General features: G+C 40.2%; 20 protein-coding genes, 1 tRNA gene and 1 pseudogene. 9 read left to right on the top strand and 13 right to left on the bottom strand.

Translation table 11 applies throughout. From position 1 onward, the window contains the following. Positions 1 to 19: 19 nt before the first annotated feature. Together IJ00_RS28615 and IJ00_RS14130 are read right to left on the bottom strand one after the other, a co-directional pair. Positions 20 to 84 (bottom strand) — tRNA-Met (locus IJ00_RS28615). Between the two features lie 290 nt (positions 85 to 374). Then, complete coding sequence (locus IJ00_RS14130) at positions 375 to 575, bottom strand: hypothetical protein (protein WP_035154006.1); 201 nt, start codon at positions 573 to 575, stop codon at positions 375 to 377. A gap of 672 nt (positions 576 to 1,247) precedes the next feature. On the opposite strand from IJ00_RS14130, the pseudogene IJ00_RS14125 reads away from it, so the two are divergent. Further along, positions 1,248 to 1,592: pseudogene (locus IJ00_RS14125) on the top strand (response regulator); the annotation flags it as partial. A 14-nt stretch (positions 1,593 to 1,606) separates the two neighbouring features. Here IJ00_RS14125 and IJ00_RS14120 read toward each other — a convergent pair. The 3 genes from IJ00_RS14120 to IJ00_RS14105 all read right to left on the bottom strand — a co-directional run bounded on the left by IJ00_RS14120 (position 1,607) and on the right by IJ00_RS14105 (position 5,033). After that, complete coding sequence (locus IJ00_RS14120) at positions 1,607 to 2,932, bottom strand: IS4 family transposase (protein ID WP_035152048.1); 1,326 nt, start codon at positions 2,930 to 2,932, stop codon at positions 1,607 to 1,609. A 271-nt stretch (positions 2,933 to 3,203) separates the two neighbouring features. Further along, complete coding sequence (locus IJ00_RS14110; protein WP_035154003.1) at positions 3,204 to 3,581, bottom strand: DUF2294 domain-containing protein; 378 nt, start codon at positions 3,579 to 3,581, stop codon at positions 3,204 to 3,206. Positions 3,582 to 3,884: 303 nt separating this feature from the next. Then, on the bottom strand, positions 3,885 to 5,033 hold the full coding sequence (locus IJ00_RS14105; RefSeq protein ID WP_035154001.1) for a hybrid sensor histidine kinase/response regulator: 1,149 nt from the start codon (positions 5,031 to 5,033) through the stop codon (positions 3,885 to 3,887). Positions 5,034 to 5,804: 771 nt separating this feature from the next. Between IJ00_RS14105 and IJ00_RS14100 the strand changes: the two genes are divergently transcribed. Then, positions 5,805 to 6,527: a response regulator transcription factor gene (locus IJ00_RS14100; protein ID WP_035154000.1), complete on the top strand. Its 723-nt coding sequence runs from the start codon at positions 5,805 to 5,807 to the stop codon at positions 6,525 to 6,527. Between the two features lies 1 nt (position 6,528). On the opposite strand, the gene IJ00_RS14095 is transcribed toward IJ00_RS14100, so the two are convergent. The 3 genes from IJ00_RS14095 to IJ00_RS14085 form a co-directional block, all read right to left on the bottom strand. Further along, on the bottom strand, positions 6,529 to 7,440 hold the full coding sequence (locus IJ00_RS14095) for a site-specific DNA-methyltransferase (protein ID WP_046815009.1): 912 nt from the start codon (positions 7,438 to 7,440) through the stop codon (positions 6,529 to 6,531). Between the two features lie 322 nt (positions 7,441 to 7,762). Further along, a complete protein-coding gene (locus IJ00_RS14090; RefSeq protein WP_035159052.1) occupies positions 7,763 to 8,464 on the bottom strand; it encodes a Coq4 family protein in 702 nt (233 codons plus the stop codon). Between the two features lie 113 nt (positions 8,465 to 8,577). Continuing rightward, positions 8,578 to 8,769, bottom strand: coding sequence for a hypothetical protein (locus IJ00_RS14085; RefSeq protein ID WP_035159050.1), 192 nt, complete (start codon positions 8,767 to 8,769; stop codon positions 8,578 to 8,580). A gap of 180 nt (positions 8,770 to 8,949) precedes the next feature. Here IJ00_RS14085 and IJ00_RS14080 point away from each other — a divergent pair, with 180 nt between their 5' ends. After that, positions 8,950 to 9,618: a TetR/AcrR family transcriptional regulator gene (locus IJ00_RS14080; RefSeq protein ID WP_035153998.1), complete on the top strand. Its 669-nt coding sequence runs from the start codon at positions 8,950 to 8,952 to the stop codon at positions 9,616 to 9,618. Between the two features lie 9 nt (positions 9,619 to 9,627). On the opposite strand, the gene IJ00_RS14075 is transcribed toward IJ00_RS14080, so the two are convergent. Further along, complete coding sequence (locus IJ00_RS14075; protein WP_035153996.1) at positions 9,628 to 10,023, bottom strand: helix-turn-helix domain-containing protein; 396 nt, start codon at positions 10,021 to 10,023, stop codon at positions 9,628 to 9,630. Positions 10,024 to 10,112: 89 nt separating this feature from the next. Here IJ00_RS14075 and IJ00_RS14070 point away from each other — a divergent pair, with 89 nt between their 5' ends. The 4 genes from IJ00_RS14070 (at position 10,113) to IJ00_RS14060 (ending at position 13,210) form a co-directional block, all read left to right on the top strand. Beyond that, positions 10,113 to 10,967, top strand: a complete 855-nt coding sequence (locus IJ00_RS14070) for an SDR family oxidoreductase (protein ID WP_035153994.1) — start codon at positions 10,113 to 10,115, stop codon at positions 10,965 to 10,967. Positions 10,968 to 11,368: 401 nt separating this feature from the next. After that, the gene (locus tag IJ00_RS14065; RefSeq protein ID WP_035153991.1) at positions 11,369 to 12,013 is read left to right on the top strand and encodes a TetR/AcrR family transcriptional regulator; all 645 of its coding nucleotides are present in this window, start codon (positions 11,369 to 11,371) and stop codon (positions 12,011 to 12,013) included. Between the two features lie 21 nt (positions 12,014 to 12,034). Then, entirely contained in the window at positions 12,035 to 12,172 is a 138-nt protein-coding gene (locus IJ00_RS29060) for a hypothetical protein (protein ID WP_168163482.1), read from the top strand. An 84-nt stretch (positions 12,173 to 12,256) separates the two neighbouring features. Beyond that, complete coding sequence (locus IJ00_RS14060) at positions 12,257 to 13,210, top strand: Rieske 2Fe-2S domain-containing protein (protein WP_035153989.1); 954 nt, start codon at positions 12,257 to 12,259, stop codon at positions 13,208 to 13,210. A 136-nt stretch (positions 13,211 to 13,346) separates the two neighbouring features. Here IJ00_RS14060 and IJ00_RS14055 read toward each other — a convergent pair whose 3' ends face one another. From IJ00_RS14055 to IJ00_RS14045, 3 genes are all read right to left on the bottom strand, one after another. After that, positions 13,347 to 13,820, bottom strand: coding sequence for an SH3 domain-containing protein (locus IJ00_RS14055; RefSeq protein WP_035153988.1), 474 nt, complete (start codon positions 13,818 to 13,820; stop codon positions 13,347 to 13,349). Between the two features lie 370 nt (positions 13,821 to 14,190). After that, positions 14,191 to 14,997 (bottom strand): inositol monophosphatase family protein, encoded by an 807-nt coding sequence (locus IJ00_RS14050; RefSeq protein ID WP_035153986.1) that lies wholly within the window; start codon positions 14,995 to 14,997, stop codon positions 14,191 to 14,193. 139 nt (positions 14,998 to 15,136) lie between these two features. Beyond that, complete coding sequence (locus tag IJ00_RS14045; protein WP_035153985.1) at positions 15,137 to 16,603, bottom strand: BCD family MFS transporter; 1,467 nt, start codon at positions 16,601 to 16,603, stop codon at positions 15,137 to 15,139. A 345-nt stretch (positions 16,604 to 16,948) separates the two neighbouring features. Here IJ00_RS14045 and smpB point away from each other — a divergent pair, with 345 nt between their 5' ends. Then, positions 16,949 to 17,422 carry an SsrA-binding protein SmpB gene (smpB, locus tag IJ00_RS14040; protein WP_035153982.1) on the top strand — a complete coding sequence of 158 codons (474 nt, stop codon included), beginning with the start codon at positions 16,949 to 16,951 and terminating at the stop codon, positions 17,420 to 17,422. Between the two features lie 154 nt (positions 17,423 to 17,576). Here the strand turns inward: smpB and IJ00_RS14035 are convergent, their stop codons facing one another. After that, the gene (locus tag IJ00_RS14035; protein ID WP_035153980.1) at positions 17,577 to 18,290 is read right to left on the bottom strand and encodes a rhomboid family intramembrane serine protease; all 714 of its coding nucleotides are present in this window, start codon (positions 18,288 to 18,290) and stop codon (positions 17,577 to 17,579) included. Between the two features lie 643 nt (positions 18,291 to 18,933). On the opposite strand from IJ00_RS14035, the gene IJ00_RS14030 reads away from it, so the two are divergent. Next, entirely contained in the window at positions 18,934 to 19,608 is a 675-nt protein-coding gene (locus tag IJ00_RS14030) for a response regulator transcription factor (protein WP_035153978.1), read from the top strand. The last annotated feature ends 255 nt before the right edge of the window (positions 19,609 to 19,863 follow it).

Raw genomic sequence — 19,863 nt, 5'->3', positions numbered from 1 at the left:
AAGTTAAAAAAGCTGTTGTTCACACGTAGGATTTGAACCTACTACGGTTTCTTTATGAGAGAAATGCTCTACCAATGAGCTAGTATGTAAGCTTTTTTTGTTGGGGCGCGAAACTAAATATTGATAGCAGTTATGATGTATTTCCGCACAAGTTAATCAAGCTAATTTTCACATTTGCCTTTACCATTTTGGCAACATCGCCAAATAAGACTTATCTGCAATATTTTTGGTGGCGATGATAGGAATTGAACCTATAAGTTAGTTTCCTAACTGAATGTATGTAAGCTAAATTTGTTAGGGTGCGGAAAAATGAAAGTTGAGAATTCTTTATGTTATGAACAATCCAAAAACTCAGATTTCAGGTTAAATTAATTTTATCCGTAAACTGCTTCTGGTCTAATTATCAAATCTCCGCTTGGTCTGCGGTCAATTACATAACTGGAGAAGCTATTTAAGCGGACATCAAAGTGTTGTGCTAGTCTTTCTTTGATGTTGGTATCGTTTATACCTGCGGTGACACCCAGTTGGTTTTCTGTAATGTCGTAGGAACGTCCTTCAAAGCGAATATGTACCATTTAATAAACCCTCCTGGTTAGGTGTGATAGGGAGGTTTGTTGAAGTATTTGATGTTGTTTTTCTTGTTGCTTCTATACTACTAACATACTACACAATGTGTCAAGGGTGTGGCGAAAATTTTTTCTGGCTGGGGGAATAGCCCTTGTCATCTACTGTTGATATCATTTCTCTAAATTCCGGCTACAGATAATTTTCCCCCTACTTCCTGCTCCTCTTTGACTTACCTCGGCTTCGCGACTTCGACAACACTCAGTACAAGTCGGTACAAGTCGCTCAGGGCAAGCCTGTACCCTTGCAGTCTATGTATAGCTTTATTTTGGAGAATTAGTATTACTCGTAGCGAGGGATAGATTCTTGTCAAGCCCTTATAACAAAAAATTAAAATATGCTTAAAAATATTAAGGGGTAATAATTTTTCTGCTAGCAAATATTTTTGATTTTGCTTATAATCAGACAGTGTGTTGTTTACCTTATTCAACTTAAAGTGTTCTTTCCACTGGTGGGGTAGCAAGGGCAAAAATAGTTAACTTGATAAGGTGTTAATGCGCGAGCCAGTCTGGAGCGATCGCGGTTAAATCGCTTGTAGAATGCCTCGTCTGTTCTATCTAAGGAGACTGATTAAGTGATGAACTCTATCTTCTGGAGAAGGAATAGAACTGGCTAATAAGCATATGAGTGATCAAAAAATGCGAAACTTTCAGCCACCTCTAGTTTTGGCTGTGGACGATAATGACGATAATTTACTACTGATGAGTTATGTTGTGGAGTCTCTTGGTTGTAAATTAATGTGTCAGACTGACAGTGCCACTGTAGTATTAGTAGCAAAAGAGTATCAACCAGACTTGATACTGTTGGATGTTTTATTACCAGGTTTTAGTGGAATTGATGTAGTACGTGATTTAAAACAAGAAACTTTAACAAGGGATATCACAGCGATCGCGGTTACAGCTTTAGCAAGTGCGGAGGATAGGGAAAGTATATTGGCATCTGGATTTGATGACTATATCAGCAAACCATGATTAGTAACAAGTTAAGGAAAAGCAGGAATTGTCAAGGGTAAAGGAAAAGGCGATAAGTCAAGGGTTTGAGGCTCTTTTCGTATTGTCTTAACAACATCAAGGTTTTTGTTCTCTGGAGCAGCAAAAAATAAAACTGGATCGGTTGCTCGACCCTTGTTATAAGCATGATTAAAATGGTAAAGCCCACGAAAAATCATCTCTAAAGAAATGCGTTCAAACGGGAGGGCTATTTCATCAGCAACAGCATCTGCAAGGTCGATTAAAACTGCATAAAATAACCAAGTTGCCCAAACTTGAAGCTTGACACCATTGACAGAACCTGTCCAGAGATAACTTAACCCCAGCAAGCGTTTGGCAGTATTAAATGCCTCTTCGATTCTCCATCGTTTCGCATAAAGATCGGCAACGACATAAGGTGGAAGAATTTGAGGATCTAAAACTGAAGTAACATAGGCATACCAAGTCTTGCCTTGCTTGACTTCAATGAGACGTAAACGTAATATTTTTTGGTGTTTATCCTCTGTGTTGAAGGAAATTATCCGGTCTCGAAGTGTGTAGTCGTAGCTGAAAATTCGCTCAACATCAAATACTGCATTTGATTTGATGCGAGTAATAAAATCAACCTGTTTGGCAATCAAGCGCAAGAAAAAACCAAAATCATAAAAGCCACGGTCGAGAACTAGCAAGGTTTTAGCACTAGCAATATTAATTAAATCATCGAGAAAATTAGTATCATGTGCTAAGGGATTAGTATGAAACCAAACTTGTACGGGTAATCGTGTTAACAAATCAATCACTGTACATATTTTGCCGGCTAACTTACCTTGTGGAACATCTTTTAAACTATCTAATTTACGAAATAAAGCTTCGAGTGTTGACCCGTCCGCAATCCATATATTCACAAAATGCTTCTTGGCATATTTGACTGCTGCTGGTAGGGTTCGTTTTTCGCGAAGAAGCCAACGCGATTTCAACAATGGTAACAAATCGTGAAACACTCGTTCAAATAGTTCTGCTGGAAAACTGAGAAACCTCTGTGACAACCCCTGCTGTGATACTTTAACAGCTTTACCCCATAACAATTCCTCCTGCTCCAACATTCGAGTTAGTTCATGTACTGATGCTACTTGCCGCCAAATCACAGTTAACATCGCTGCAACCATTAATGACAGATTAAGTATACGGTCGCGTAATCCAAGGCTTCGATAATAGGCACTTTGAGCGTATATTGCTGGACTCAGCAAATTTTTTAAGTGTTCGCTTATTGCTTCATTATCCGCAAGTGGGGTGTTTCGACGACGAACATGGTCAGGGTTTCTCGGTTTTTTGGTTGGCATGATTTTGAACCAAAAGATGCACTATTACTAGTTTCTCAGCTTTTTGAGTCCCTCTATACTGCTCTTGACAAAACCTCAAAAACCTTAACTTGTCACGAATCGCAAACCATATATGATAGAAGACTTGGAAGCGATAATTCACCGTTATTTGGGGGATAAACTCCACCTTGCTTCTCCCTGTCATTTGCATTCAGAGTCATGTTAGTTTGCTCTATGCGCATTGTGCTGATTGTCATTTCTGTGGGAATGCTACCCCCCTACTTTCCCTGTACTATTTTTTGCTCTGGAGAACATCAGGACAGTCATTCAGAATCGCGATTAAACCACTTCTTCCTGTTTCAAGGGTGGCATCACTAAGAATTTCTGCCACACTCACCTTGAGGGTTTCTTCTATGAGAGTTTTGATATGGGGTTGAATCGCTTCATATAAGTCAGAGCGTACCTGTTCTGCTAGCTCTGGAGAACCATTCTCGGCGAGTAACTTTTCCGGGGGAGTAATGGAATTTTCCATCACGACAACGACATTTTTATCAGAAATTTGGCAAGTAACTTTACTAGGTTGATGTCCTAATTGCTCTCGGTAAAGTGCTTGAATTTTTTGTCCGAGTGTTCTTTCTACTTGACCACGGGTAGGTGTTGTTGATGTCATATTTGCTCAGTATTTAGTGAAGACTACTATCAATAAGTTCAATAATTGGAGATGCTGATTTTTTGAGTATCTATTCTCCTGGAAGTTATGACTAGTAGTGTCCGTATTTCTAAGAAATTTAGAAGGGACAATTGTGATTTACTAGTTCAATCTTATTAATTTTCAGAAATGATAGTCACCATCCCATTGGTATACTTGAATGAGTTTTGACCTCTACTTTGAGATGGAAGTTGGAGAAAGTTCAGAAATTTTTTTTAACTGAAGTCCTGGTGTCATTCAAAATCGATTCGATGGTGAACTTTACTATTGCAACTTCTGCAAGTCAGGGGAAACAGGTTTTGGTAAGGAGACTGTGAAGGTACTACCCTTTCCCAGTTCTGAGGTTAGGGTAATAGTTCCACCATGGGTTTCTACAATGCGATGAGTTAGGTGTAAACCTAAACCACTACCAGCACGTTTATTAGTACCTTGACGGAAACGCTCAAAAACCTTTGTTTGTTCCTCAGGAGCGATTCCATAACCAGTGTCTTGAATTTCCAAAATCAGATATGGAGAATTGCTCGGAGGTTTTGTAACTTCATGTAGGCAAATATTAATACTACCTGCATCCGTAAATTTGATGGCATTACCAATTAAGTTACTTATCACCCGACGCAATTCTAGGCGATCGCCCAAAATAATAGCTGCGGTTTTATCATCTGGGTTGAGTCTGTGAGTATTAATCTTCAGAGCCACACCTTTTTCATCTGTCAAAGGGCTAAGTTCTTGCACAACTTCTTGAGCAATTTCTAGTAAGTTGACATCGGAAAACTCTAGAGTCTTTTTCCCAGCTTCAAATCGATGAACTTCTAGGAGAGTATTTACCATTTCTAAAAGGTTTTGGTTGCTACGAATCATGGCAGAAATTGCCTGTTTCATTTCCCCAGAAATCGGACAGAAAATCTCTTGTTGGAACAAATTCAGCATCCGATCAGCAGCAACCAGGGGGGTTCGTAAGTCGTGGGTGACACGGGAAACAAAATCTTCCTGTTGACGGAGTAGTCTTTTCTGAGTATCTAGACTATGCTTAAGACGAATTAGCGATCGCACCCTGGCTAATAGCTCATCTTGGTCAAAGGGTTTACGAATAAAATCATCGGCACCAGCGTCTAAACCCTCAACGACACTCACGTCATGGAAGGCAGTTAGTAGAAGAATAGGAATATAGGAGATTTCAGGATGTTGGCGAATTCGACGTGTGACTTCATAACCATCCATTCCTGGCATCATCACATCTAAAAGAATCAAATCTGGGGAAGATTGTAAAGTTTTTTCAATTGCACTTACCCCCTCAGAGGTTAGCTCAACTTCATAACCTTCGATTTCTAAAATTGTCTGTAATAAAATTAAGTTATCCGGAGTATCATCAACTACAAGAATACGATATTTTGGAGAATTTTGTGTATATAACATAGTTGATTAGCAAATCACAATAAAGAAATAATCTTAAACAAGAGTTTTAATTTCACAATTTTGAAAGATAAACTCCTCTGAAAATCATCCAAGGCAAAAGCTAAATTAATATTTTTAAGTCGGGTAAAATTTGTGTTTACCATCTAAAAATATCAGTGTTTTTTCAGCAAATTTATGCCATTTCAATGAAATTGTAAATTAATAAATAGCTAAGTGTCTTCAACCCTGAGTCATAGTTGTTGGTAGACACAGATTTATCCCTTGAAAAAAATGATAAGTGATGATTGACTCTGAGTACAGCACAGCGAAAATGAAGCTCATAAGCTCTACGGAAAGCCGCTTTGCGTCCACAAAACCAACGAAAGGCTTAAGTTGTATTAATTTTGATTTTTCGCGTAGCGTGCCCGCAGGACATATTTTTAATTTCGCGTAGCGGTACTATTATCATCTTTCTTGGATTGGAGAGTAGAGGTAAATGAGAGGATTACAGTGACGGAGAATTCAAGCAAAAATTAGAAGGGATTTATCTCCGGTAAACTTCTGCCATAAATACGCCAAGGTATTATTTCATAGTTTTTGCACTCACTACCATATACCTTTAGTTAGATTTCTCCGTATATAGAGGCAAAAGATATATACCATAATTATTTCTACCGATGGATGTAATCTAAGGAAAATATCATCTATCCTAAGTTCTGGTAATAAACAAAATCAGGTGTATATTGTTGGTGATGATCGCCAGAAATTATATACAGACATATAGAGGTAATAATGAGTGAAATTAGTATTGTTTTAATCGAAGATCACGATTTAACACGCATGGGTTTAAAAGCAGCTTTACAATCAAACAATGCATTTAAAGTAATTGGTGAAGCGGCTAATGCTACTAAAGGTTTAAAATTATTAGAGACTAGTAAACCAGATATCGCTGTTGTGGATATTGGTTTGCCTGATTTGGATGGGATTGAACTCACACGCAGATTTCGCCAATTTCAAATAGATAGCGGTGATGCAAATACTAAAATCCTCATCCTTACCATGGAAGATACGGAAGATGCCGTATTAGCTGCCTTTGCTGCGGGGGCAGACTCCTATTATATGAAAGATACTAGCATTGACCGACTCATGGAAGCAATTCAAGCAACCTATGAGGGTAACTCTTGGATTGATCCAGCGATCGCCAATGTAGTTTTACAGCAGATGCGTCAAGGTTTACCCAATGGTGAATCTAACAATAACAACAGTCGTACTGTACAAATTGAAGCACTTTCCCCAGAATATGAACAGGTTTTAGAAACCTACCCCCTCACCCAAAGAGAATTAGAAATTTTGGAATTAATTGTTGCCGGTTGCAGCAATGGACAAATTGCCGAAAAACTTTATATCACAGTCGGTACAGTCAAAACCCACGTTCGCAATATTCTAAATAAACTTTGTGCTGACGATCGCACCCAAGCAGCTGTACGCGCTCTTCGTTCGGGATTAGTTGTATAAATTATTTAGTTGCTTCAAACCGATAGCGACTACCGATGAGATAATCTTCATTAATTTCTGCGGCAATCCAACGACGTTGTAAACTTTCTGCAACAAATCCCGTAGTGTTAGAACCAGCAAAGGGATCTAAGACTATATCACCCTCATCAGTTAAAAATTTGATGAAAAACTCTGCAAAACCGGAAGGAAAACGTGCGGGATGGGGTTTAATTCCTGCGGCTTTACAACGTCTTAAGTAAGCACTATTTGATTCAGTATTGGCAATTTCTAGCAAATTAGGAGGAATTGCCCCCTGATTATCCTTTTGGAACTTATCAGAAATGTCATGCCCACTAGGACGTAAATTGGCTTTATAACCATTTTTAAGTAAATTTTTCATACTCTGACTATAGGGTTTTAAAACTTTGCGATTATCAGCTTTGGGATTCGCTGTTTTCCCTAGCCACCACACCATATTTACAGAGTCTTTTACCCGAATTCTTCTAATTGTCACCCATTCCGCAGGGGTTGGTAAACGTGCTGGATTGTAATGATAAAATTCCTGGGCGAGGAAAAAACCAACTTCCTTACATAAGCTTACCAATAGTTCATATTGATAGATACTTCTGACTGGATTTCCTGGCAGATAGGAACCCCCTAAATCTATCACCAATGAGCCATTATCTGTCATAATGCGCTGAAATTCATAGGCAAAAGGTAAAAACCATTCTATATAGTTATCTGCACTAGCATTGCCATATTCTTTTTTACGTGTTAGAGCAAAGGGTGGAGAAGTAATAATTAAATTAATACAACTATTGGGGATTAATTTTATCAGTTCCAGACTATCGCCCAGATATGATGCACCATAATTTTGAATATAGTAGGGATTTGAGCCAATTAGTGATTTGACTAAATCATGGGGCAAATTCATTTGATAATAAATCTTTGTGAATTGGTATGTATTAGTGACATCCTCCCACACTTTAATCGTTCGGAAATATCTTTCCTAGGTTCAGATGTTATTTTGATATACTAACTGATAAGTAATCGCAACATCAGCAGAGGTAGAGTCGCTGACTAGTGGTCTATCAGATTAATTGTGATAGTTTATCTTGCCTGTTTTCTGAAATCAGGGAGCGAGACGCTCCCACTATACATAATTTTACCCATCACAGCTTATGCGACAAACCACTAGTCATAGGGGGATAGAGGGGGATAAGAAATAGGTGATATGTACCCAGTTGATTGTCTACCTAATTGTGAATCGGCTGAATGTTTAACTCTGCTTGCCATTGAGTTAGGGGTTTTTCCCATTCCTCTTCCCAATTTTGGGCAAATAATGGCTGGGCAATTTTACCCATCTGCAATCCAAGGGCGATCGCCTCTAGCAATTGGGGTAACTCTTCTGGTGTCAGTAATGTACTCGACATCAAACTATTTGCTACTAGCATCGTTGCAAGGGGATAGGGAAATTGGGAGAGATGAAACGCCTGCAAGCCAATTTCACCGATTACCGATGTATCAAATCCTGTGAGAACGTGCCAGATATCATGGGTTTGACTGAGTCGTAGTTCTACATATTTAGCATCTGATTCTGCCGTCATCCCCCCATGCAGATTTGGATCAAGTCCACTTTTTTTCATAGCTGCGGCATAGATATACCCTAAGGAATTATCCGGCAACGTCAGTAATTTTTCTAGGTCATAACTAGGAGGAATGTAACGATTATTTATCAGTGTCGCACAGTTTGGATCTCTTTTTAAATATTGCGCTGCCAAATCAAATGCAGGAGTTTCAACTAAAGCATCAGACATTTCCCCCACCGATTCCAGACTACTATCTCCCGATAACATGGAAAAGAATGATTTGAAAATTATCAACATTTGGTAATGACTTTGCTGTTGAATTTCCGAATCAGATAATTGCTTGGGTTTAAACAAATCCATTAGTTGCATCACAAAAATCTCCAAAAAATTAGAAACCATGAAGTGGACGTTCCAGCCAAGTGCAGAACGCAGAGTTCAATCAATACTTGTATTTCAGGAATCAGATATCCTCTGATTTAGCGCTACCAAAGTAAGTCATTTAGCACTGCATAAACGCCAACAAAGTCAATTTTGCTCATTGCAACCATACAACGAATCTCTTCTTGAGTGCGTTTCATCCCAGATGAACAACAGAGTTTGATGGGGGCGATCGCCAGTGTCAACCAAGGAGAAAACTTTTTGCGCACAAAGCACCATATTTTCAGGTATCCCATCGGTTTTTCCCTCACCTGGAAATGGAGTAATTTGGATAAATCCTGCCTCATTGCAAGCTTCTCTGTGAATGATTTACAATATGAGCAAAACTCATATATCTAAAATAAGAGCAACTCTCATGTTTTGTCAAGATAAATATGAGGACTACTCATTTAATTTTGAGGTTATGGATAAATCCCATGGTTGAAAGCTCATCAATGTCCCCTGGAATGCGACGGAAACCACGGCAAGCTCGTAGTCAGGAGCGGGTAAATCGGATTCTGGATGTGGCAGAAGCAATGTTTATCGCAGAGGGTTATAACGGAACAACAACAAACGCGATCGCATCTGGTGCGAAGATACCTATCGGGTCACTTTACCAATTTTTTCCAGACAAGACAGCGATTATGCAGGCTTTGGCACTACGGTATGAGGAACGTCTGCATCAGAAATTGGCAATAATGGACAATTCTGAACTGGTAAAACTGCCCTTATCGGTTCTGGTTGAGCAGTTGATTGATATCACTGAGCAGCATTTCTCTGAAAATCCCGGCTACTTTGCAATTTTTATGGAAGTTCAGAGTGTTATACCTGAAGTGCAAGCAGTCGGAGATGCTGCTGATGCTGAACTGATCCGAGATTTCGCAACCTTACTCGCGCAACGGGAAGCAAGGTTAGAGACAGCAGACTATGAAGCGATCGCCTTTGTTTTGGTAAAAACAATCAGTACCTTAATGTGGCTTTCCCTCAGTCAAGAGCAACCATTTCGGCAGCGACTGGTAGCAGAAATGAAACGGTTTGCCTTACACTACCTGCAAAGCTATTTCCCGTCTGATTCACTACCAGCTCAAAATAATGGAGCAGACTAGCAAAAAAAGTTATCTCTCTGCCTTCTTCCTTGCATCTAACACCCTTGGCGTATTGACTTCAATCCAGTCTGCTAAGGCGGCGACGCGAGCGGCGACTTCTTCTCCCATCGGAGTCAGGCTGTACTCAACAAAAGGTGGAACAACATTGTACGATACACGCAGCACAAAACCATCTTCCGTCAGAGATTGTAGACTTTGAGCCAGCATTTTCTCACTGACTCCCCCCATTTTTCTTCTCAACTCGCTAAATCTGTGGGTTCCTTGGCGCAGCGCAATCAGAATCAGTACACCCCATCGACTGCAAACGTGCTTCAGGATGTCTCGTGAAGGACATGGCTCAGCGAAAATATTCCCGATTTCCAAGCATTGTGTCAGAGTCTTGGAATCATCATTGCTATTACTCATATACTTACTTTTTTGTACGTACTTACCAAAAGTTAGTAATGAAATTATATTAGATTTATCGACATCAAAAAATTAACCAACTAAAAAATATGATTGTCATCACTGCTGCATCGGGTCAGTTAGGCAGATTAGTATTGCAAGAACTATTAAAATCCGTTCCTGCCAATCAACTAGTCGCTGCGGTTCGCAATCCAGAAAAAGTATCAGATTTTGCCAGTTTAGGCGTACAGGTGCGGCAAATTGATTACACCCAACCCCACACATTAGATATCGCCTTCGCTGGTGCAGAAAAAGTATTGCTCATCTCCTCCAGTGAAATTGGTAGTCGCGTACCTCAGCACACAAACGTCATCAACGCCTGTAAACAAGCTGGAGTCAAATTACTGGCTTATACCAGTCTCTTACACGCAGATAGCAGCCCTCTGCCTCTAGCAGCAGAACATCACCAAACTGAAATTGTCTTGCACGAATCGGGTGTGCCTTATGTGATATTACGTAATAGTTGGTATACCGAAAATTACACAGCAGGTATCCCGATAGCCTTGGAATATGGTGTAGTAATGGGCTGTGCTGGAGAAGCTAAAATAGCCTCCGCAGCCCGCGCTGATTATGCCGCAGCCGCAGCCACCGTTTTATTAGCCAATGACCAAGCAGGTAAAGTTTATGAATTGGCTGGTGATGTCGCTTATACATTGAGCGAATTTGCCACCGAAATTAGTCAGATGTCTGGTAAGCAAGTGATTTATCAGAATATGTCTGAAGAGGCTTATATTAATGTATTAAAAAATGCTGGTTTACCTGAGCCTTTTGCTGTGATGTTAGCAGAATCTGAGACAGGAGCAGCAAAAGGAGGATTGCTTGATGCCAGCCAAACCCTAAGCCAACTGATAGACCGTCCTACTACACCTCTGAGTGAGTCTATTCAAGCAGTCCTGAAACTGTAGTAGGTGATAAGTAAGTCGGTGAGAATAAACCTAACTATGTAACAGATTCTAAAATCGTCAAAACCGTTGCGATTGCTTCATTCCACTTCGTTTCATTCGCAATGACATAGCGTGAATTATTTAAGCCGTTCTACTTAGGTGACAGACTTAAAACCCTTGTAGAGAAGTTTTGTTTGCGTTTCTTGTTGCTCAATGCAAGCATTCGATTTCTTGAATTTGGAAAAAATTTGCAGCAAACTCATTAAGAAACGCAAACACAGATAGTCTGATTGTGGTTCGTGCTTCATATAGAAGTAATCACGGAGTCTGACTTCCTTTTTAGACAATATGAGTATCATTCATGTTCGCCAATTAAAATATGAGTAATCCTCAAATATTTATTTTTATTCTGGAGATAATGTATGACTCAAAGCCCTTCAAACCCAGTGGGAATGCGACGGAAACCACGGCAAGCTCGTAGTCAGGAGCGGGTAAATCGGATTCTGGATGTGGCAGAAGCAATGTTTATTGCAGAGGGTTATAACGGAACAACAACAAACGCGATCGCCACCCATGCTCAAGTGCCAATTGGGTCGCTTTACCAGTTTTTCCCAGATAAGGCAGCTATTTTACAAGCCCTAGCCCTACGCTACAATCAGCTATTGCATCAAAAATTGATTGCCCTTGATAGGGGGGAGCTGGCAACCCAACCTTTATCTACCTACGTAGATCAGTTGATTGATGCTACAGATAGTTTTTTTACCGAATATCCCGGCTACCATGCCATTTTCATTCAGGTGCAGGAAGCAATACCTGAATTGGAGCAAATCGAGAATGCAGCAGATACACAACTGATTCAGGAGTTTGCCGCATCTTTAGCCCAACGTCAACCAGGGTTAGCAGCTGGGGATTATCAGGCGATCGCCTTTGTCTTGGTAAAAGCGATCGGCACATTATTATGGCTATCCCTCAGTCAAGAAGCCACCTTTCGTCAACGTCTAGTCGCAGAAACCAAACGACTCACCTTAGGTTATCTACAAAGCTATTTTCCGCCGAATCCAACGTAAGCCATATTTTCTGCATCTTGTATGGGTGGGCAAATTTTACAAGATAGGGAGAATGTACAAAAAATCGGGAAAACGTACAAGACTCAAAAAAGCGCGATCGCCATACTAATAGATAACAGCTATCAGTTAGAGAAAAATCAGGTTCCTGGCAAACAATAGAACTTGTCTCAGTTTCAAACCAGATTATCTACTGATCGCTGATTTATTTTCCTTGATTAATATCTTTAATATCCCACCACTATTATGTCTTGGAATTTACCCGGTGCGCCTTGGTTAATCGCACACAACTCCATGCTGCCTATAAATCAGCCCCAATTACTTACCATTGCTGGCAAAGATTATGTATTGTGGAAAAATTCCCAGGGAGAAATATCAGCCTTAGAAAATGCTTGTCCTCACCTAGGAGCAAAACTTTCCGATGGTTGGATTTGTCCTCAACGTAATACAATTACTTGCCCCTTTCATGCTATAGAATTTGATAATCAAGGTCGAGCATTATTACCCAAAGAAAAAATTTCTCAGCCTTTAGCCAATACTTTAAAACTAGAGATGCAGGGTGATTTTATCTGGACTTATGCTAATCAAGTACCAAGAATTCCTATCCCTAATATTTTAGAAGAGATTTCTGGCAAATATCGTTATATTGGTGCTACTAAAAACGTCACCATCAAGACTCCCTTTCTCTACGCTTTAGAAGTCAACCATGATTTAAACCACGCCAAAGGAACCCACAGACCATTATTTAAAATTGAAAGTACGGAAGTGCATAGTTTTGAGGCTCAAGAATACTTTTCTGTGAGTAGAATTAAGCATTTTCGCGCCCAGAATACCTGGCAAGAATATCTGAAAAATATTGCTCTCTTCTTCACTCCTAATCCTGTCGAGCTACTGCTAGAGAATTACTTTCCCCATTTCGTTATCGTTTATTCCGATTCTCCCTTAGGAGAGCTTGTGCAGGTTTTTGTAATTTATCCAGAAACCGAAAACACAACCAAAATGTTTATTCTGTTGTTTGTCGCTAAGTCTTTTGGAATTTTAAATCCTATTTTAGAAAAGGCGACAATTAAAGCAGCAGAAGAGATTATCTATCAAGATACATCAATGATTGAAAATCTCTATCCCCGTTCAGAGCCGACAATGAGATTACCCCACGAAGAATCTTGGCATTGGGCAAGGAATCTTTACTTGAATTGGTAATTTATATTGTCATCTATTTGCACTATAGAATCAGGGTTTAGTCCACTAAACCCCGTTTATTATGTAGGTTGATATTTCTTATCGGATAATTCTGACACCAGATGGCGATCGCCTAGGAGTTTGTAGTCTAGCTTTCCTAGAAAAGGGCTAGGTAGTATGAATTCACCCAACCTCTCATCCCATTTATTTTGGCATTAGGTCCATTGATAACTTCCACATAAGCCCAATTGCCTTGTTGAGCCAAAATGTTCACAACATTACCATTATTTAATCCTGCTAAGGAACGACCATTTGGTAAATTTCTCAGGGCTAATTGTCCTTGCTTAATTCCTACAACTTTGGCTTGATTAGAGATATTTTTATTAGAGTTTTGAAAACGAATCTGACTTTTGTGAATATATCCTCCTCCACACAAACTTGTATAGTACCAACCATTTTGCTGTTGGGAAACTTCTAGGGTAATTTTTTTGTTAATAGTACAAATAATTTCTCCACTAGGAGCATTACGAATATTAGAGGGTGGAGCAAAAACAGAAGCAGTTGATTGAGCTTGTGCAACAGTAGAAGTCAGGCTAGTAATAACAGTAGATATGATTAAATGTTTTATCATGGTAAATTTTTGACAATTGAATACTTGGTATAAATTTTAGCTAATTTTTATTAGTATCTGCACGTTCAGTTTCTTAATTTGAAGAGTTTCAATCCCTGATAGGGATTTTAGTTAATTGCAATACTCGGTGCTGGAGAGCTTGATATATTTAGTTTTCAAGGTTCAATAGTGCGAGTCAATTATAAAAGTACCATTTCAGCGATCGCCATATCAATATTTTTCGGGACAAAATCGCTACAAAGCTTGTGTATCAATACTTGCAGCTTGGATGCGAACCTCTTTAAAGGATAAAAATCCAGAAAGTCAATCGGGGTAAGGGTTTGGGGCGAAAATTTTCCTAGTCACCGCCAAACACCCACCGATCCGCACCCTAGAGCTTTAATTTCCCTAAATATGGTTTAAAGACTGATACTAATTCCGAGCGACTGAGAACCATCGTCGGGTAAGAAATAGCAGCGTAATTTTCACCTTTGACTAGGGGAAAGGGTTCTAATTGGGATGACACCCAGGTTGCCCCTGCGGCTTGGGTAATTGCCCAAATTGCTGCAATATCCCAGGTTTTCGGTGTGGCTTCAATACCACCTAAAACTGCACCAGTCGCCACTGATAAAAAATTATAGGTGGCTACACCCAGCATCCGAATCTTACAGGGAAAATCAGGCTCAATCACGTCAGTACTGCGAGAGCAGAGGTTAAAGAAATGCTGACTACTGGGGGAATCCTGGCTAACTTTGATGGGCTTACCATTACAAAAAGCACCGGATGGCATATCTAAGCCAGTTTCTCCAGACCAATAACCATGGAAGACTTGATATAGGGGGCACATATCTACGTAACCAAAAACGGGTACGCCTCGATACAATAAGCCCATGGAAATTCCCCAGATAGGTATGCCACGGGTAAAGTTAGTTGTACCATCGATGGGGTCAACTACCCAGCACCACTCAGTACCAGGAAAGATGGTGTTTCCTTCTTCGGTGAGGATACCATGGTCGGGAAATTTGCTGGCGATCGCCTGACGAATCTGGACATCAGCCCATTTATCGGAAGCTGTCACCAAACTACCATCACTTTTCTGCTCTGCTTTTGCTTGCCCAAAATCTTCGAGTAGCTGCTTACCAACTTGTGCAGTTACTTCTTGGGCAAATTCCAGAACGCTTGTCCAAAATTCTGTCATAGCTTTTGGGAAGGATTAAGGGGAAAATAATTGTTTCGGAAAAATAAAAAAGGGCAAGGTTTGCCGCCAGGAAATTCAAATGGGAAAGACGAGTAAACAAGATATCTTTCCCTTACCAATTACCCATTACCTACCCAATTCAATCAAGTTCACTTTCTAATATTGAGGCGATCGCGGTTTTGGCATTTGTCTGGAATTCTTTGACGTTGACGCGACTGAGAAACCAGACAGCAAGCAGCATTCCCATGGCTTGCAGGCTAAAAACTAAACCGTAGGCTAGGACTTTTTGGGAAAATATTTGCTTGCCAATATCTAGTACTACACCTCCACTCACGGTGGCGATCGCCCTTGCCATAGTTTGAGCTAAACCCCACGCACCAATAAATGTACCTGCCGTTTCTGCTGCTGTTAAATCTAGCATCAGGCTAATTGCCCCGGTTGTAGTCACCCCAGATGCTAAACCAAATACTAGTAATGATGCTTGCAACAAACTACTATTTGCCATAAACCCGGAAGTAATCACCAACAGCATACTCCCTGCAACGCTTATACAGCCGACTTTTGTCGTTGTCTGTTTCCCTAAACGTGGCACTATCAAAAAGCCCGTGGAGCTAATTCCCATTAATGTCCCGGTTCCCCAAAAGGCATTGAGGCGAGTAGTTTCAGATACACACATTCCAAAAACTTCCCCACCGTAGGGTTCCATCACTGCTTCCTGCATAAATAGACTCAGTGACATTACCAGTAAGAAGGTAAAAAATAACCCCGTTTGCCGACTGGCTGTGAGAATTTTTAACGCCCGTTTAAAGGTAATTTGGTCTTCCCGTTCTGCAATGGTGGAACGTATACCGTAGCGGGAGTATTTTTTTTCTATGCCAAATGTCGCTAGTATACACAAGCCAAATACCACACCGGGCAAAATCAAAAATAGGCGGTTAATTGCAGCCTCCAATGCTGCTAACGCTTGGGGTTGGCTAAATATAGACACCACAGTTTCCGTTTCTTGGCAGGTAGTTGCCGCCGGTAGTAACTTGGAGCTAATAATGGCACCAATGACAATACCCACCATCAGCATTGACCAGACAATACCAACTAACTTAGAACGGTTATCCTCATCGGATACATCCACTAATAATGCGGCAAAGGGTGTGGAGCTACAGCTTAAAGCCAAGCCGTACAAGGCAAATACCCCAGCTAATAATCCCAAACAGCCGTAGGTTTGTCCATTACCCCAACCGCCAGCGTAAAAACTAGCACCAAGTTGCCAGGTAATTTGCACAGCTAAAAAAGCGGCGATCGCAAATAAACCAGCTCCCAACCAGATGTAACCCGTACGGTGATAACCAAACAACTTTTTGCTGTCAGACATCTGTCCAAACCATAAACGAGTCGGAGCGACAAATTGATGCATGGCGATCGTGAATGCAACCACCGTCGCGGGAATAGCCAACTCCTTAATCATGATGCGATTCAACACACCCAAGGTAAGAATTGACATAATCCCCAATCCCATCTGGAATAAACCCAAGCGGAACATCGTCAGAATACCAACCTTAGGGATATTTCTGACCCTATCTTCAGCATCAAAAATATTTTCACTAGCCATGTGATTGAAGAGATTTACTTTAACTACTCAGAACCTTGCTATCCATAATCTTATGGGGAATAGGTAATGGGGAATGGGTAAATATCTTTCTCCTATCAAAAGCTACGCTACACACAAGTAAAGGTTTTTAATCCTGTTTTCCTCCCCTAAAAGATTTACAACCCCCAGGGACAGAAATTGTACACCGTAGCCGCCTTCACCAGACAAAAATCCCAGAAAAAGGCTACATTAAGTAGAATAAGGCTGGCATCCAACTGAGTATCCTGTAGGAATTAAATAATTGCTCACAGATGTCCGCAACAACCCCAAAAATTTGTCAGATAAGAACTAGATTAAAATTTATCGATGAGTGATAAAGATAACAACGACGGTTACAAGGTAATTACGGATAATCGACAAGCCCGTTTTTTATACGAAATTCTGGAGACTTACGAAGCTGGAATTCAATTGACGGGAACCGAGGTGAAATCCATTCGTGCAGGTAAAGTCAATCTTCAAGATGGCTATGCTTTGTTGCGAAATGGTGAAGTTTGGTTGCTTAATGCCCATATTTCACCCTATAACGCCAGTGGTCAGTATTTTAACCATGAACCTCGACGCACCCGCAAACTGTTAATGCATCGTCAAGAAATTCGCAAGTTAATTGGTAAAGTCGAACAGCAAGGTTTGACTCTGATTCCCTTAAAAATGTATTTCAAGCGAGGTTGGGTAAAACTGACTATTGGTTTAGCCAAGGGTAAAAAGATACATGACAAGCGAGAAGATTTAAAACGTCGTCAAGATCAACGAGATATGCAACGAGCTATGAAGCGCTATTAAAATAATTCGTAATGCTCCCTGCGGGAGAACTCACGCTAACGTAATTACGTTTTGTGACGGGGATTGAAACCCCCAAAGTTGGTTAAAATAGCCTAGTCAACTGGACAATTAGATTAAGATAAATTTTCCAGGTTGTGGGCTGTAGCCCTTAGAATTAATCATATTTCTCCTGGGCTTGGTCTTGAAATAAACCTAGTAAAGGTGCAAGAATAGCTCCGAAGATAAAACCGCCAGCGTGCGCCCAGTAAGCAATCCCCCCGCTTTCCATACCAATATTTGTTGGTGATTCTAGGCTAGCAAGACCATAGAAAGCTTGTTGAACAAACCAAAATCCCAGAAAATAAAATGCTGGAATACGGAAAGTGGGGAAAAATATTCCTAAAGGTACAAGGGTAAGGATTTCTGCTTGGGGAAAGCGAAGAATATATGCACCCATTACCCCCGCGATCGCGCCACTTGCACCTAAAGATGGTACGGTAGAACCCTGGGAAAAATACCACTGAGTCAAAGCAGCTAAGACTCCACAGGCTAAATAGAAAAATAAAAACTTGCCATGACCTAACTTATCTTCTACGTTATTTCCGAAAATCCAGAGAAATAACATATTACCGCCTAGGTGCAAAAAACCTCCGTGTAAAAATTGAGAGGAGATTAAAGTAGACCATTCTGGTATACCTTGATTCACAGGAATACCAGCGAAATTTGCTGAAAGCTCACGGGGAACCACGGCAAATAGATGCAAAAAATTATCTAAAATTTGTGGTGGTAAACTGGCTTCATAAATAAATGCCACGACATTCAAGGCAATTAGCCCATAGGTGACATAGGGAGTAATTGTTGTGGGATTATTATCTCTAATTGGAACCATGGACTTTTACTTGACCTGTATTTAGAAGTCCAGGATACCCAATTCACTGATAATTATCTTCTAACCAATGGAAGGGTTTTCATCAAATATCAAAAATACTCGGTGTTGAGGATTTATGTCTGGGTTTTGAGTCTAGAGATAGAAGTATTGATATTTGGGGAAAATATATTTTTGTCAGAGTAGCATCTCTATCAAGAGGATAGGGGTAAGGGTTCGACCTAGCTCTCAGTATGCCAATATATGGGCAACAAGCCGCGATTGAACAAGATTTGACATCTCCAGATTGTCATAACTCTGCCAGCTACTGGATGATTTTGCCTTGTACCTGGATTTTACAACCAGACTCATAGGCTTTTCTTGGGAAAAAACATAGAATAGATATCACAGAATCACGACCTTTGATTCCTTCACAAAGGAAAGGGGTTACAATTTTGTTTTCATCTCATATCTCAAATTGATATTTCATCTATGAGGTCAATCCATTAGTCCAATTTTCCGTGATGGAAGCGATCGCCCATCTCAAATCTCTAATTACATGACATTACTGTCGTAGTATGAATCATAAGAGTATTTGCTTGTATTTACTGACTAATGGTTACATCAAGCAAAGTTTTAGTTATTTCAGGCTAGGGGTGTAATGTCCATGCCCTTGAAAATTCTTGTAGTGGATGACGATCCGGGTACTCTTGCCGCGATTAGTGATTATTTGTATCTGTGTGGTTACTCGGTAATTACTGTAAATAACGGTCAAGAAGCTTTAGAGCAAGTAGAAATTTCTCGCCCCGATTTAATGGTGACTGACATTGTGATGCCGGTGATGAACGGTTATGAATTAGTACGTCAGGTGAGACAAAAACCGACACTGCGGTTATTACCAGTCATTTTATTAACAGCTCGTGCCAAGACTGAGGAAAGAATTCTGGGATATCAGTCAGGATGTGATTTGTATTTGCCTAAGCCGTTTGAATTGGAAGAGTTAGGAGCAGCTATCAGTAATTTACTAGAGCGATCGCGGATTATTCAATCAGAGTATCTTGTTTTCCATGCCCAAAATACCAATCCATCCACACAAAAAGGTATAGATAATTACTCATCAAATGACCGTATCGATTCGGGACTATTTGCAGAACTCAGTCCCAGAGAGCAAGAAGTTTTAGAACTCTTGACCCATGGCTTATCTAATGTCGAAATAGGTCATAAATTACACCTCAGCCCTCGGACTGTGGAGAAGTATGTTAGTAGTCTGTTGCGAAAATCCTCGACTAGCAATCGCGCTGAACTAGTACGCTTTGCCATGAAGCATGGTTTAGTGGAATGATACCATTGACCTATTTCTAGGCTCAAGTCACAGGGATTCTCAAAGATTTCAGATTTTCCCCTTGCCCTATTTCTCAGCTAGTGGTGAGATAATTTTGTGCAGCAAAACCACTGACGAATATTATGAAATTTCAACTTCCATCAAAAATATCTTGCTCTATAGGTATTCTCACTACAGTAGTACTAGGTTTCTCCCTTCCGAGAATTTCTCAAAATTTCCCAACATCGCAAAATCTCCAGAACTCTAGCCCAGATA

The sequence above is a fragment of the Calothrix sp. 336/3 genome (assembly GCF_000734895.2).
Taxonomy (GTDB): Bacteria; Cyanobacteriota; Cyanobacteriia; order Cyanobacteriales; family Nostocaceae; genus 336-3.
Note: the sequence above shows the minus strand (reverse complement) of the source record. Positions and strands in the feature narration are given on the sequence as shown.